Source organism: Sediminibacterium sp. GW821-FHT12F12, from assembly GCF_058806635.1.
In genome coordinates this window covers 16,037-30,973 of record NZ_JBXAPW010000017.1, presented here as the reverse complement: position 1 = coordinate 30,973, position 14,937 = coordinate 16,037, and the positions used below count along the sequence as shown (strand labels likewise).

Annotated in this window: 11 protein-coding genes; 3 read left to right on the top strand and 8 right to left on the bottom strand. The window is 45.3% G+C overall.

Going from position 1 to position 14,937, the window contains the following annotated elements; translation table 11 throughout:
- Positions 1-34: 34 nt before the first annotated feature.
- The gene (locus tag AC1RNB_RS17360; protein WP_493084893.1) at positions 35-2,590 is read right to left on the bottom strand and encodes an ATP-dependent Clp protease ATP-binding subunit; all 2,556 of its coding nucleotides are present in this window, start codon (positions 2,588-2,590) and stop codon (positions 35-37) included.
- Positions 2,591-2,785: 195 nt separating this feature from the next.
- Here AC1RNB_RS17360 and AC1RNB_RS17355 point away from each other — a divergent pair, with 195 nt between their 5' ends.
- Positions 2,786-3,184: an STAS domain-containing protein gene (locus AC1RNB_RS17355; protein ID WP_493084891.1), complete on the top strand. Its 399-nt coding sequence runs from the start codon at positions 2,786-2,788 to the stop codon at positions 3,182-3,184.
- A 5-nt stretch (positions 3,185-3,189) separates the two neighbouring features.
- Positions 3,190-3,849, top strand: a complete 660-nt coding sequence (locus AC1RNB_RS17350; RefSeq protein ID WP_493084889.1) for a J domain-containing protein — start codon at positions 3,190-3,192, stop codon at positions 3,847-3,849.
- Between the two features lie 44 nt (positions 3,850-3,893).
- Here the strand turns inward: AC1RNB_RS17350 and AC1RNB_RS17345 are convergent, their stop codons facing one another.
- From AC1RNB_RS17345 to AC1RNB_RS17330, 4 genes are all read right to left on the bottom strand, one after another.
- Positions 3,894-4,685 (bottom strand): DUF4397 domain-containing protein, encoded by a 792-nt coding sequence (locus tag AC1RNB_RS17345; protein ID WP_493084888.1) that lies wholly within the window; start codon positions 4,683-4,685, stop codon positions 3,894-3,896.
- A gap of 23 nt (positions 4,686-4,708) precedes the next feature.
- Entirely contained in the window at positions 4,709-6,352 is a 1,644-nt protein-coding gene (locus tag AC1RNB_RS17340) for a SusD/RagB family nutrient-binding outer membrane lipoprotein (RefSeq protein WP_493084886.1), read from the bottom strand.
- 36 nt (positions 6,353-6,388) lie between these two features.
- Complete coding sequence (locus tag AC1RNB_RS17335; RefSeq protein WP_493084884.1) at positions 6,389-9,535, bottom strand: SusC/RagA family TonB-linked outer membrane protein; 3,147 nt, start codon at positions 9,533-9,535, stop codon at positions 6,389-6,391.
- A 306-nt stretch (positions 9,536-9,841) separates the two neighbouring features.
- A complete protein-coding gene (locus AC1RNB_RS17330; protein ID WP_493084883.1) occupies positions 9,842-10,588 on the bottom strand; it encodes a DeoR/GlpR family DNA-binding transcription regulator in 747 nt (248 codons plus the stop codon).
- Between the two features lie 211 nt (positions 10,589-10,799).
- Between AC1RNB_RS17330 and dnaG the strand changes: the two genes are divergently transcribed.
- Complete coding sequence (gene dnaG / locus AC1RNB_RS17325; protein ID WP_493084881.1) at positions 10,800-12,734, top strand: DNA primase; 1,935 nt, start codon at positions 10,800-10,802, stop codon at positions 12,732-12,734.
- Between the two features lie 30 nt (positions 12,735-12,764).
- Here the strand turns inward: dnaG and AC1RNB_RS17320 are convergent, their stop codons facing one another.
- From AC1RNB_RS17320 to AC1RNB_RS17310, 3 genes are all read right to left on the bottom strand, one after another.
- Positions 12,765-13,295: a class IV adenylate cyclase gene (locus AC1RNB_RS17320; protein ID WP_493084879.1), complete on the bottom strand. Its 531-nt coding sequence runs from the start codon at positions 13,293-13,295 to the stop codon at positions 12,765-12,767.
- Positions 13,295-13,960, bottom strand: a complete 666-nt coding sequence (locus AC1RNB_RS17315; protein ID WP_493084878.1) for a YdeI/OmpD-associated family protein — start codon at positions 13,958-13,960, stop codon at positions 13,295-13,297. The genes AC1RNB_RS17320 and AC1RNB_RS17315 overlap by 1 nt, the downstream gene beginning before the upstream one ends.
- Positions 13,961-14,099: 139 nt before the next feature.
- Positions 14,100-14,903 carry a M48 family metallopeptidase gene (locus tag AC1RNB_RS17310; RefSeq protein WP_493084876.1) on the bottom strand — a complete coding sequence of 268 codons (804 nt, stop codon included), beginning with the start codon at positions 14,901-14,903 and terminating at the stop codon, positions 14,100-14,102.
- Positions 14,904-14,937: the final 34 nt, after the last annotated feature.

Sequence of the window (14,937 nt, the reverse complement as noted above, 5' to 3'; positions counted from 1 at the left end):
AGAGGCTTTTTATTGTACTATACTTACCAATTTCTTATGCGTTGGCGCTGGCGCCTTCTTCTACTTTTTTCTGAAAGCGGAAGACCAGTTTACCCTGCTCCTTATCCAGATCAGCGATCAGCAGATCTCCGTCTTTAATGGTAAAGTTCAGGATCTCTTCTGCCAATGGATCTTCCAGGTATTTCTGGATTGCCCTGTGCAGGGGTCTGGCGCCAAATTGTACATCATATCCTTTCTCCGCAATGAATTCTTTGGCTTCCAGTGTAAGCTCTAAAGAGAATCCGAGGTTCAGCAAGCGTTTGCTCACTCCTTTCATCAGGATATCAATGATGTTGAAGATATTGTCTTTGGTGAGTGAGTTAAACACCACCACATCATCGATCCTGTTCAGAAACTCCGGCGCAAACGTGCGCTTCAGGGCTTTCTCGATCACTGCTTTGCTGTTCTCCTCTGCATTCTGCATACGGGTGGCAGTGGCAAATCCTACGCCATCACCAAACTCCTTCAACTGGCGTACGCCGATATTGGATGTCATGATGATCATGGTATTTTTGAAATCCACTTTTCTGCCCAATCCATCTGTCAACTGACCATCGTCCAGCACCTGCAGCAGAATATTGTAAATATCCGGGTGCGCTTTCTCGATCTCATCCAGCAGGATCACACAGTAAGGTTTACGGCGTACTTTTTCTGTCAGCTGCCCGCCTTCCTCATAGCCCACATAACCGGGAGGTGCACCGATCAAACGGCTTACCGTGAATTTCTCCATATACTCACTCATGTCGATACGGATCAGCGAATCTTCCGAATCAAACATATATCTCGCCAAAGCCCTTGCCAGCTCGGTTTTACCCACACCGGTCGGGCCTAAGAAAATAAATGTACCAATGGGTTTCTTTGGATCTTTCAGTCCCACACGGTTACGCTGAATGGCTTTCACCACTTTCTGAATCGCTTCATCCTGCCCCACTACCATACCCTTCATGTCTTCGTTCATGCGGCGCAGTTTCTCGGTTTCGGCCTGTACCATCCGTTTTACGGGGATACCGGTCATCATACTCACCACTTCTGCAATATTCTCTTCGCTGATCGGGTAACGTTTGTGTTTACTTTCCTCCTCCCACTGTGCCTTGGCTTTCTCCAGCTCTTCGCCCAAACGTTTTTCCGTATCGCGCAGTGATGCCGCTTCTTCAAAACGCTGGCTCTTGACTACTTTATTCTTTTCGTTCTTAACGTCTTCTATTTTCTTCTCCAGTTCTACAATATCCTGTGGTACATTGATGTTTTTCAGGTGCACACGGGCCCCTACTTCATCCAGTACATCAATGGCTTTATCGGGCAGCAGCCTGTCTGTCATATAGCGATCGCTCAGTTTTACACAGGCATCGATCGCATCATCACCATAACTTACATTATGGAAATCTTCGTATTTGGATTTGATATTATTGAGAATCAGAATAGTCTCTTCCACACTTGGCGGTTCAATCAGTACTTTCTGAAAACGACGGTCTAATGCACCATCTTTTTCAATGTACATGCGATACTCGTCCAGCGTAGAAGCACCAATGCATTGCAGTTCTCCCCTGGCCAATGCCGGTTTAAAGATATTGGAAGCATCCAGTGAACCACTGGCACCACCGGCACCCACAATGGTATGTATCTCATCAATGAACAGGATCACGTCACGGTTTTTTTCCAGTTCGTTCATGATGGCTTTCATCCTTTCTTCGAACTGACCGCGGTATTTGGTACCGGCCACCAGGGCAGCCAGATCCAGCGAGATCACTCTTTTATCAAATAATACACGGCTTACTTTTCTTTGTACGATGCGCAAAGCAAGTCCTTCCACAATGGCGGTCTTACCCACACCGGGTTCACCGATCAGGATCGGGTTATTCTTTTTACGACGGCTCAGGATCTGGCTTACACGTTCAATTTCGGCTTCGCGGCCTACAATGGGGTCCAGGGTTCCGGATTCTGCCAGTTTGGTAATATCCCGGCCGAAATTATCGAGAACGGGTGTTTTGCTTTTGGTAGCACCCGCCTGTTTACCGGCGCGCTGCTGCTGGTAACCGGCTCCGCGTTTTTCTTCATCAAACTCATCGTTCTCTTCATCAGAAAACTCACCGCGGGGCGGTGGTGGCGGGTTGGTAGTGCCCACCATACCCAATTCATTGCGGAACAGGTCGTAGTCTACATCAAACTGGTTCAGGATCTGCGTAGCAATATTCTCCTTGTTCTTGAGAATACTCAGCATCAGATGCTCTGTTTCTACCAGTGGGCTCTTCAGTGCCTTCGCTTCCAGAACGGTTACACGAATCACTTTCTCTGCCTGTTTGGTGAGTGGCAGACTGTTGATATTGGCAATATTTTTACCTGTCTTATCCTTAACGGCAAGTTCTACTTCTTTGCGTAACTCATATAGGTCAACATTCAGCTGTTTCAGCACCTTGATCGCCGTATTATCTCCATCGCGTATCAAGCCCAGCAACAAATGTTCTGTACCTATAAAATCATTACCCAACCTAAGCGCCTCTTCCCTGCTAAAGGAGATGATCTCTTTAACCTGTGCTGAAAAATTATTATCCATGGCGTAATTTGGATTTATACAATTATAACGAATATTTTTGAGTGAAGTTGTGTGGCACTTATGCACAACTGTTAATCTAATTTAGGAAGCTGTGAGCTATGAGCCATGAGCTGCGAGCTGGAAAGAAATTAATTCTATTCGCTCGGAGCTCGGAGCTCATGGCTCGTAGCCAAAAACCAGCTTTATCCACCCGATATGGAAGTCAAAATTGATACCAAGGAGAAATTTGCCGTTGTAACGCCGATTCGGCCGGAACTCTCTGACAATATAGCAGCAAAACTGGCCGAAACCTGTACCGCCCAGCTACAGAAAGAGGTGAAAAATGTTGTGCTAAACCTCAGTCAAGTAGCGATTGTACAGGATGCTGCGGCAGATATCCTGTCGGATCTTCAACAAAAGTTCTATGACAATAATGCTTCTTTTGTGATCTGCTGCCTGCAACCCGCTGTAGAAGCCGCTTTTGAGAAAATGGAACTGCTGGAGCTGCTGAATATCACCCCCACCGAAAGTGAAGCATGGGATATTGTACAGATGGAAGAGATTGAACGGGAACTGCTGGATGGCGATGATATGGAATTTGACAATAACGGATAGGCCGTATGAACCCATCCAAAGACTATTACAAAATACTCGGCATCTCCCCCGCAGCCACTACACAGGAAGTTAAAAAAGCATTCCGGAAACTGGCGCTGTTATACCATCCCGACAGGAACCCCGGCCGCCAGACCCTGTTGTCCACAGAAAGATTTTCTGCCATACAGGAAGCCTACAAAGTACTTTCCGATGCCCGTTTACGGGCGCAATACCAGTATGCCCGGCATGTGTTACATCCCCAAACCATTTCCCGGCCGCTGGCAGCTTCAGCTATAGAAGTAAGGGCACTGGCACAGAAACTGCACAATACTACCCGCCACCTGGATCCATTCCGGATCAACCGAGATCTGCTTTATCTGCAGGTAATGGACCTCTTATCAGATCAGCACCTGCATCTTTTACAGGAACAGGCTGACCCACTGATTAACCGGGATATCTGGCAGTTACTGTCGGGTAGTCTGCGTCATTTAACGCTGGCCCAACTGGCAGCTATCGAGGATAGATTGGCAACGCTGACCCTGCACGATAAACAGGCTTCTACCGAACTAACACGCTTTTTTAAGGAGAACAAAAGGTATCATTACTGGAACCGGTACAAAATAGTGGTTGCCCTCTCCCTTGCCCTGCTGTTCTGCCTGGTGTTGTACCTGTCGGTCAGAAAATAAAAAAGGCCGTCATTTCTGACGGCCCTTGTATCAAAAGAATTTGATTAGTTATGCAGGTAAGTAGCCAATGTTCTTGCTTTGGTACCGGTTGCCAGATCTCCATTGCCTCTGTAAAACAACGTATATGAACGTTGATTGGCAAAAGAAACACCATTTAACTGGGTAAGATTGATCAGGGTACCAGACCTTCTCACATACAGGGTATCGCTCAACTGTGTGTTGGCGGCCAGTGTATTAAAAGTGGTAATCTGACCGGGTTTAATATTGGTGTAGATGTTCGCATTCCTTCTGGCCGAGAACACATCAATGGTTTTTCCAACAGTATCATTCCATACGGCATGTACAAAACGAAGACCATAGTTACCATTTAATGGTTTGGAATAAGCATCCTTCAGGAACATCTGGCTGGAATCGCGCTGCGACTTAACAGAATCTGTCAGCAACAATGTATAATACTCACCTGCCTGAAATACTTTGGAAAAGTTGATCAGACGGGTAGAATCCGGAGAAGCAGAAGCAAATCCATGAATATTCACCCGGAACTGGTTCAATCCCGGCTGCACAGCTACATATCCGAAAGCAGTAGTTGATGCTGGAAATACAGAAGCATAGGTCAGGAAAGGTGCATTCATCTTGATATCGTTCACATATACATTGAACGAATCAGGTGCATTAAAAATGCTCCGGAAAGAGGGGGCTGCATGAATCACACGCACATAAGCAGTAGACTCATCCGAAGCAACAAAATTGGCCGTTTTATCGGCTTCCTTTTTACACGCTGAGAACAACATGATGGCAGCTGCAAAAAGGCTTGTATAAAGAGTGATCTTTTTCATCATAATATCTTTTAGCTTAACAATTATTTTTGAGTGAACCATGGTTCTTTGGTATGGTACTGCAATCCAGGAAAAGCACCGATCCTGGTTAACTCAGGGATATTGTACAGGTACTCAGAATTGTATCTGGGTCTTGCACGGTACACCAGGTTACCATTATTATCCGGATGCAGATCAGAACCGGAAGGAGGTGTGAAACCTGCGTATACAGGTTTTCCAGTGGCCGGATCCAGGTCTTTGTTGTAATGGAACCTGCGCATATCAGCCCATGTTTCATGAATACCGAAACCATATAGTGCTATGTATTTCTGCAGCATGATATGCGTGAGGGTAAGTCCGGCATCTGATGGCACAACATTCGGCTTGGCCATGTAATCGGCTTTAATAGTCGGTGTAATCACTTTCGCAGCCGGCACATTAGTGGCATATTTAGTGGTCAGCATATCAAAGTTCAGGCTGATCCCATTCTTATAGGCGTCTAAAGCTCCTGCCCTGTCTCCTTTCCGTAATAAAGCTTCTGCTTTCAGGAACTGCATTTCAGCAGCTGTCATGATCGGAAACTCTGCCGCATTTCTGAAGATATAACGACAGTTATTTTCATTGGCGGGACCCGCAGTAGTGGCAAAAGTACCTCCCCAGAAATTAGAAGGCTGGTCGTTGGTGGTTAACCCGGAAGTTCCTTTATTCGGATTGATTCCTTTGAAAGTTCCATTCGGATTTTCACGAAGGATATACCAGTTACGGGGATCTTCTACTCCGGAGAAAGCATCCGGATTGGCACCGCTCATCAGGTTGGCAATAAAGGCAGACTGGCGGATGGTACCAACGTTACCTCTTAAGATACCATAGTAGTTAGAAGTTCCTGTAATACCGGTATTAGCAAATTTGGCTGTTGCGTTATCCGCATTGGTTGTCATAGCCAGGTTGGCATATTTAACCACTGAATCGGCGTTATAGGTGGTTTTGTTAGAGAGGTAACCATAAGAACGGGCCAACACTCCATAGACAAATTTTTTCCACTTGTTTACATCCCCGCCGTTGAAGTACTGATCACCGATAGCCAGATTGGCTGCACTTACTGCACCGCCAGTCATGTTCAGGTAATTTAATGCACGGAAACACTGAGCTCTTACCGTATCATATACTTCATCCTGGTTATCGTACAGGAACTGCTGCAGTTGTGTATTGAAAGCCTGCTTCAGAATCACTTCTCCATACTGGTTGGTTAACATCAGCCATGACCAGGCACGGATAGCGGTACCCACACCCACATAATCCCATTTCTGCTCTTCGGCAGCCCATTCAACCATTCTGTTCAGGTTCTGTCCCTGACCAAAATAATGCATGGCCCAGATAGACCCCATGTTATCACTGGCACCGGTAGCACCCGCCATCTGATCAAAAGTATTCAGCGTGGTATTGGTTTCCCAGAACTGGATATAACGACCTACGAGCAAACCATCATTGGCCAAACCATAAGCACTTCCTGCAGCAGCAGAACTACCTACGAAGTTACCGATCAGGCCCGGCAGGATAGATTCAACCGGAACACGCGTAGTGGCATTCGGGTTGGCATATGCATCATCTAATTTTTTCTTACAGGATGTAAACGCGATAGCGCTGACAGCTGTAAGGGTAAGAATAGATTTTATTAATTTATTTTTCATACAAACGTATTTATTGTGTTGATCTGAAATAACAGTTTAGAAATTAGCCCTCAATCCAAAGTTCATACCGATCGGTGTTGGCAGGTTTCCATAATCGAAACCAAAACCACCAATACCTTTTGATGCTGCAGTATTACCATTGGATGCAGGATCAGCACCTGTATAGTTGGTGAACAGTAACAGGTCATTTCCGGTAAAGAATACACTCAACGACTTCAGACCTCTGATTCTACGGATCGCTGATGCAGGTAACTGGTAACTCAGGGTCACATCCCTTAAACGCAGCCAGTTCACATCACGCTCGATAAATTCTTCTTCAGGCATGGTAGTGTAATAAGTCTGGTTGTAGTAAGGAATAATAGCAATGGTGTTCTTGGTTGGATTGGCTGTATTCTGGTAACCATCATTCAACACACCCTGCACAACTCTTGGAGTGGTACGGTCTGCCGTATGTTTTGCGCTTCTGCCCTGATAGGTCAGGTACATTTCAGTGGCATTAAAGATATCTCCACCTACTTTCAGATCCCAGAGGAAACTCAGGTTCCAGTTCTTGTATCGGATATTATTGCTGGTACCCAATGTAAAGTCAGGCGTTCTGTCGCCTCGTACTTTAAAAGTACCATCGATCACCGGTAAACCGGTAGCCGGGTTGATCAGGATATCACCTCTGTCATTTCTTGCATAACCAAATGAAGTAATGGTTCCTGTAGAAGATTCACGGATCAAACCACCTCTTGCATTACCATATAACCAGGTATCAGCAATATAGTATTCATACGCAATAGACTCGGGCAGTTTCATCACTTTACTCCACATATGCGCAAAGTTGAAACGGATATTCCAGTTCAGGTCTTTTTTCCTGATCGGGGTAAAGTCCAGGCTCAACTCAACACCCTGGTTACGGGTAGTAGCTGCATTCTGTGTGTTCAGGATAAAACCGGTACCATAACTGGCACGGAATCCCTGGCTGATCTGATCGTAAGCCAACGTATTATAGTAAGCCGCGTCGATTGATAATTTATTATCAAACATTTTCAGTTCTGCACCTATTTCATAGGTATTCTGACGCTCTGGTTTCAGATCAGGGTTGTTGTTATCAAATCCATAGGAATAGGCTGTGATCGGCGAACTGGCAAAGTTGTTCACAAATACAGACTGGTTACGGTAAGGATCAGACAAACGGGCTGTGCTCGCCAGAGAAGTTCTTAATTTGGCGTAGTTCAGCAAACCGCTTTTCTTCAAACCAGGGAAGATATCGGTAACAATCACACTCAAACTACCACCGGGATAGTTGTAGTTACGATTGGCAGCAGTAAAAATCGAAGCTGCTTCGAAACGGTGTGTATAGTTGAAGAAGATCACGTTTTTATAACTGATAGCTGCTTCACCGAAATAAGCCATCTGCCTGGAGATAGACAGGTTATACCCACCTGCATTGTTACGCAGCAAACGAACCCGGGTATTGGTTTTTGTATTGCTACTGTCATTTCCGTAAGGATCTGTCAGACCTGTTCCGAAAATGGCGAACATCTGTCTTTCATAATCCTGCCACATCGTTCCGGCCATACCACGTAAAGAAAAGTCGCCCACTGTTTTACGGGCAGTAGCTGTAATGGTATGGTTGTAACCATAATATTTCACCCAGTAATTATCCAAAGCACCACCGGTTGCAAGACTATACTGACTGGACTGAGGATGGTATCTTGTATAACCGGTTGTATTATAGGTATTGTAACCAAAACGTCCGGCAAGGGTTAACCAATTGGTAGGATAAATATTTACACCCAGGTTCAGGTTATACTGGTTGGTCTTATCCTGGCTATGGTTTCTGTAAACACTGAACAGCGGATTATCCGTTTCTGAATTCGGACTTGCTGCATAAATGGTCTGTTTGTTACCAGATGCATCCTGGTAATCCTGCATATTATTATCAGAAGGCCATACATACAGGTTCAGCAGGTAACCACCGGCTCCACGTAAGGGCTTTTCATTGATAGAATTGGTATATGTAACAGATGGGGTGATATCCATGAACTTACCAAATTTGGTAGAGTTGGATACACGCAGGGTGAACCTTTTGAAATCATTGGTTGGAATCACACCGGCCTGATCTAAATAAGATACAGATACGCGGTAAGAAGATTTCTGTGTACCAAAATCCAGACCCAGGTTATGCGTTTGTGTAAAGCCTGTTCTGAAGAAATTATGCAGGTTATCATACTTTCTGGTATCAGCAGGATAAGCTGGTCCGAAGTACGTACCGGAACCACTGTTGAAGATATTCTGGGAAACACCGTTGGTACCTGTACTGTAATTATCATTGGTTTCCAGGAAACGGTTCACTTTTTGCAAACGGAAACTATTATCGTAGCTCACATTAATCTTACGACCAACTTCAATTCTCGCTTTTTTGGTAGTGATCACAATCGCACCGGAACTTGCCTGGCTACCATACAAGGCAGTGGCTTCTGGTCCTTTCAGCACTGTTACCGATTCGATATCGTTAGGGTTGATATCCGCAATACGGTTGGTATAGTCATTGTTACGGTTAGGCCGGTCAGATGCCAGACCCAGTGAAGAACCTCCATTCGAAGTTTCATCCACCGTAGAGTTATCCATGATGATACCGTCTACTACAAATAAAGGTGAGTTACTCAATGAGAGAGAGTTAAATCCACGCAGTACAATCTGAGATGATGCACCCGCAGCACCTGTAGTAGGTGTAATGGTTAAACCGGATACCCTACCCTGCAAACTGTTCAGGAAGTTCTCACGCTGGGTTTCAGCAATCTCTTTTCCCTTTACGGTTTGGGTTGAGTAACCCAGCTCTCTTGGTTTACGTTTGATGTCCATGGCTACTACCACTTCTTCGAGCTCCGCCACCTCGGCTCTCAGCACCAGATCCATTTTGGAACCGGTTACTGTTACACGTCTGGTTTCAAAACCAACTGATGTAATCAGCAGGGTTTGTCCATTGGAAGCTTTGATAGTAAATACACCCTTATCGTTGGTCTGGGTAACACTGGATGTTCCCACCACACGAACGGTTACACCTGCCAAAGGTGCTCTTTTGTCTGCATCCTGTATAGTACCGGATACGGTCTGACTTTGCCCGAAAGCAGGCAACGAGAAAATGAAAAGCAGTAGAACTACCACCTTCATCAATGAAGCGACTTTTCTCATAACTAGTTTTTTGGTTTCTTATTCTGTGAGTACATGTTCCGGAAATCAAACATTCCTGTTTAATCCCTTAAGACAGTAGAACCCTGCAAAACATTGCATCATTTAACATTTTTTTTTACGCAAAAAGCTGCAAAAAAATCAATGTTGAAACACGCTTGCCAGAATTCTATAGCAATGTTAAAATTTGTCTATCATATAAACGAATTTATTTAGTCACCATTTCTTTCCACATGGATGAACGGTAAAGGGTTGGAGTGGATCTGCAAAAAACGCAAAAACCGGCAATTTCAGTAAAAGTGGGGATCATTATAGAACAGTGATACCTTTCTCCCGGTAAGGGATCAGCAAAGGGTCTTCCGGATCCAGTTCAGTGATCAGCATATCGATCTCTTCGGGCGTACATACCTGTAAGCGCTGGATCGTATTGAGTTTTTCGGAGATAGCGAGCGAAATGGTTTTATTGGCGCAGTTAATCATGGCCCTTTTTACTTCTATGATCTCCCATTCCAGGTCTGTAATGCCGAAACCAGCATCGATACTGTTGGTTCCCAGAAAACAGAGATCGGCTTTGATCTGGCCCAGCCGCTGCACTACCTCGGCCCCTACCGACATCTGGGCATTCTTCAACAGCTTATTCCCTACAAAAATGACTTCGCAGGTAGGATGTTCGAGTAATTCCAGGGCAATGGGCACACTCACTGTGATAAAAGTGGCATTCAGATCGGGCGGCAGCGATTTTACCAGCTCACGGATGGTGGTTCCGCCGGATAATAACACCATCATGCCATCCTGTATGAGCTGAATGGCTTTATAAGCAATGCTTTTCTTTTCGGGCAGAGAATAAATCGTTGGGCTTTCCAGCGTAAAATGGAAGGATTTTGACAGGGCGCCCCCATGTACTTTGATGAGTTTACCATCTTCCGCCAACTCCTGCAGATCGCGCCGGACCGTGTCTTCCGACACATCCAACTGCTCACTCAGATCAGAGGAGAGCACTTTGTTATGAACATTGATCTGCTGTATGATATAGGCCTGTCGTTCCTTCTTAAGCATGGTTAAAATTAAGGAGAGTATTGAAATAAAGCGTAGAAAATTGGAAAGGCGGGTGTTGGCAGGTTTCCGGTTGCAGGTTACTGGTTACAGGTTACAGGTTACTGGTTACTGGTTACTGGTTACTGGAAACCTGCAACCTGTAACCTGTAACTATTTCCTCCCTCCCCCTCGGCCCATTACCTCCATTATCCTACCTTAGCAGCCCGCAAATATGATCAGTCCCAATACCATCCAACAGATTACCAGCCGCATCGACATCATTGATGTGGTGGGTGAATTTGTGAAGCTGAAAAAACGAGGCACCAATTATATCGGACTCTGCCCTTTTCATAACGAGAAAGGACCTTCCTTTACTGTATCACCCGCCAAAGAGATCTATAAATGTTTTGGCTGCGGCAAAAGTGGTAATACCATCACTTTTTTGATGGAGCATGAGAAATACAGTTATGTAGAAGCCTTACGCTGGCTCGCTGCCAGGTACCATATTGAGGTAGAAGAAACCGAGACCAGCCCCGAACAGAAGCAACTGATCCTAACAGCCGATAGCCTCTACATTATCAATAATTTTGCGAAACAGTTTTTTACCGATGCCCTGCTGACAAGTGATGAAGGAAAAGCCATTGCCCTCTCCTATCTGCATGAACGGGGTTTCCGCAACGAGATCATCGAAAAATTCCAGATCGGTTATAACCCCGATGCCCGCGATAGTTTAACCAAAGCTTTACTCTCGAACCAGTTTAACCGGGAACTACTTCCGAAAACCGGACTCGTATCCTTACGCAATGGAGAGGAACTGGTAGATAATTACCGCGGTCGCATCATCTTCCCCATTCACGGCATCAACGGAAAGATCATCGGTTTTGGTGCACGCGTGATCGGCAAAAGCGATCGTGGTCCCAAATACATCAATACACCGGAGAATGAGATCTACAGCAAGAGCAAGATCCTGTACGGTATGTACCAGGCAAGGATGGCGGTTGATAAAGCCGATGAATGTTTGCTGGTAGAAGGCTATACCGACGTGGTAAGTCTGCACCAGGCAGGTATCGAAAATGTGGTAGCCAGTGGCGGTACTTCTTTAACCACAGACCAACTGAGACTGATCCGGAAATACACCAATAACCTGACCATTATTTATGATGGCGACAGTGCGGGTGTAAAAGCGGCATTGCGCGGACTGGACATGGCTTTGGAAGAAGGATTGAACGTGAAACTGGTACTGATTCCGGACAATGAAGACCCTGACAGTTATGTAAACAAAGTTGGTGCAAAAGCCTTCAATGAATTTGTAGCGGCTTCCAAAAAAGACTTTATCATTTTTCAGTTGGAAGTGATGTTACAGGAAGCGGGAAATGATGTGAGCCGTAAAAGTACCGTAGTAAACCAGATAGCCGAAACACTGAGCCGCATCAACAAAGCAGAAGATTTTACGAAACAGCAGGATTATATCCGGCAGTGCGCATCGCTGTTGCGGATTGATGAAACGGGGTTGACCAATCTCGTTAATAAATACAAACGCGACAAGATCGTCAAAGACGAAAAAAAACTCTCGCAGGAAGAAGCCAATTTTCTGCTACAGGAAGCTGCCGGCCAGCCGGAAGATGTACTGGATGACAGCGCCCTCCTCTTTAACCAGGATGAAGCTTATGAGAGAAATATACTTCGTGTATTATTAGAATACGGTTTGCGTGTGTGGGACGAGAGCCGCAGCATGGCAGATTTTATTTTTGAAGAGCTGGAAGAATTTCATTTCGATAATCCGGACCTGGAAAAATTATACGAAGAATACAAAACATGGTATGTACGCGGGCTGGAACCCACTACCAAAACCATGCTCTATCACGAAAATGAAACGCTACGCAACCTCGTGGTCAGCATCAGTGTAAACCCCTATGAGTTAAGTCAGAAATGGGACGAAGTGATGGAGAGCATGAACATCGTAAACCGCGATACCAGCAAACAGGATGTGCAGATGAGCGTGAACTATTACAAACTGCGCAAAGTGAAAAAAATGATCGAAGAGAACCAGCGCGATATTGAAAAAGCGGCTTACGAGGATTTTAAATTACTGCACGAGGTACACAAACACCTCAAAGACATGGAGAAGGAACTGACCAAACAACTGGGTACCGTGATCATTAAATAAACCTTACTCACAGATCACGTTCAGCAGAAATCAATCTGCTTTCTGCATAGCCAGTATCATATCACTGTAGCTATGGTGTATCAGGTCCTGTTCTGCAATTTCAAAAGCCTTCATATACTGATCGCACTGTCTTTTCAACGCTTCAATGGTTTTGGAAGGATCTGCCAGGTTACCCGCTTCGATCTCAACAAAGGACCCCAGACCGGGCACTTCATCCAGGTGAAATTTCACGTTATCGATATAAAAGATCTTCCGGTATTTATCTACCACCACTTTTACACCCAATGCTTTCTCCAGCACCGCTTCGGTTGCAACGCCATCACTGATTTTACTGAGCGAGAAATCAGATTGTTTGGGACCTTCCTGATCGGGACGGTTATAAAAAATGAGGCTGTTCTCAATGTTTCCCTGGCGTAGTTTCAAACGGCCGGAAGGAACCTGGAAATACGTGTCTTTCTGGTGATCCAGCCCTACGAAACCGGCACCATTCGACAATAAAAATGCTTCCACTTTTTCAGGGTGAAAGCATTTCGCTTTGATCTCAATATTGATAAAACTCATTATTTTTCAGAGGGGTTCTTTTTACCGGCCAATAATTTTTCGAGTGCAGTTTCCAAACGACGCTTGCGTGTCTCATCTTTTTTAGCTCCCTCAATCCAGCTCACATATTCTTTCTGGTTGGTGAAGGATAAGGAACTGAAGAATTCCTGCGCTTCTTTGTGTTTGGTAAATAGTTTACCGAGTTCTACCGGGGGCACAACCAGCCTTTTCTCAAAATCGATCCCGTTCAGCTCACTGCTTTTGATTTCTGAAAATGCACGGCTGCGGTTAGGGATCTTATCCGATTTCTTGAAACGCATGGCGCTCCATACATGGTCAAGGGTAACCTGGCGCACACACTCATACTCCCGGCTGGTCAGAAATTCCCAGCTGCAGTCACGGTTCAGGTCGCTCACAATCTTACTCGCGGTTTTAGGATAAGCCACCCACAATTTGGTGTCATCGTGCAGGGCAGGGAATACTTCTTTCAGTACATTATTTAACTGGTTCTGACTCAACGCAAAAACCAGGGCAAAGTCTAATTTTTTGCTCTTTAACAGAGGCGTTACGTTTTTAGCATACGTAAGCTTGGCAAACTGCTTTTCTATCGCGGATGGGAGTCCCTGGATCAAGAGGTTCTTTTCATCCTTTAACTGTAACTTTTCGAACAAGGTCTGATTTGACATGCCTAAAAGAGAATTTAGGTGATGTAATTAAGGAGGGCAAAGTTAAAAAATTGTTACCAGAACTATCGAACAAATCATGCCCTATTTGTGTTCCCGGCGTTAAAATCCGGGCTAAAACAGCCAACTCAGCTATTATATATCAATTTTTTTTACTGGGTATATAGTATTTCGCAATGATCTCGTCCATCATCCCCCGTAAAGCCGACAGTCTTGCTTCATCTAACGGATGGGTACTAAGCAGTTCTGGTTGACGGCCCGTACCACGCAGATGCATCATACGTTCCCAGAAAACCAAGGCTTCTTCCGGTTTATAGCCGGCCAGTCCGCATAAAATGGCCCCCAGTCTGTCAGCTTCGCGTTCATCTGCTGCACTAAATCCCCGAATCACCCCCACATAATCGCCATTGCCATAAGCCATGCGGTAAAAATCTTTGGTTTCAGCCGGTTTGGCCGATAAAGCCGCTGCCAGTTCTTTGCCGCCCAGAAATTCTTTGAGAATATGTTTCATGCGGTCATCCCCATGTTTCAGCAACACATGCGCTATTTCATGGGCCAGTACGGCTGCCAGTGAGCCATCGCTCTGGGTTACCCGGATCAGGGCATCATACACCGCTATTTTCCCCCCGGGCAAACACCAGGCATCTTCTTTTTTGAGTTGAAAGAGTTGTACGTCCCACTGAAAGGAGGATAGTTCCTTAGTAGTTTTTTTCCGGGTATAATAATCCGTCACTGCTTTGATCAACCGGTTACTTACCCGTTGTACCGTTTCCGCTTCTATGTGTTGGGTACTATCCGCCACCGGATGGGTAGTTTTGAATTCGTTGTAGATCTCTGCGGCAGTTGAGAGTATAGCAGACGCCCCACCCTGTCCCGCCACCGGGAAAACAAATCCGGCCAAACAACAGCCAAGCAGGATACAGGGTACGAAACATTTGTTTTTCATAGGTTCAACCAACCGCGGCCCGGCAACTCCCTTT

Coding starts and splice junctions, on each gene's coding strand:
- AC1RNB_RS17360 (WP_493084893.1), bottom strand. CDS start 2,590: ATGGATAATAATTTTTCAGCACAGGTTAAAGAGATCATCTCCTTTAGC.
- AC1RNB_RS17355 (WP_493084891.1), top strand. CDS start 2,786: ATGGAAGTCAAAATTGATACCAAGGAGAAATTTGCCGTTGTAACGCCG.
- AC1RNB_RS17350 (WP_493084889.1), top strand. CDS start 3,190: ATGAACCCATCCAAAGACTATTACAAAATACTCGGCATCTCCCCCGCA.
- AC1RNB_RS17345 (WP_493084888.1), bottom strand. CDS start 4,685: ATGAAAAAGATCACTCTTTATACAAGCCTTTTTGCAGCTGCCATCATG.
- AC1RNB_RS17340 (WP_493084886.1), bottom strand. CDS start 6,352: ATGAAAAATAAATTAATAAAATCTATTCTTACCCTTACAGCTGTCAGC.
- AC1RNB_RS17335 (WP_493084884.1), bottom strand. CDS start 9,535: ATGAGAAAAGTCGCTTCATTGATGAAGGTGGTAGTTCTACTGCTTTTC.
- AC1RNB_RS17330 (WP_493084883.1), bottom strand. CDS start 10,588: ATGCTTAAGAAGGAACGACAGGCCTATATCATACAGCAGATCAATGTT.
- dnaG (WP_493084881.1), top strand. CDS start 10,800: ATGATCAGTCCCAATACCATCCAACAGATTACCAGCCGCATCGACATC.
- AC1RNB_RS17320 (WP_493084879.1), bottom strand. CDS start 13,295: ATGAGTTTTATCAATATTGAGATCAAAGCGAAATGCTTTCACCCTGAA.
- AC1RNB_RS17315 (WP_493084878.1), bottom strand. CDS start 13,960: ATGTCAAATCAGACCTTGTTCGAAAAGTTACAGTTAAAGGATGAAAAG.
- AC1RNB_RS17310 (WP_493084876.1), bottom strand. CDS start 14,903: ATGAAAAACAAATGTTTCGTACCCTGTATCCTGCTTGGCTGTTGTTTG.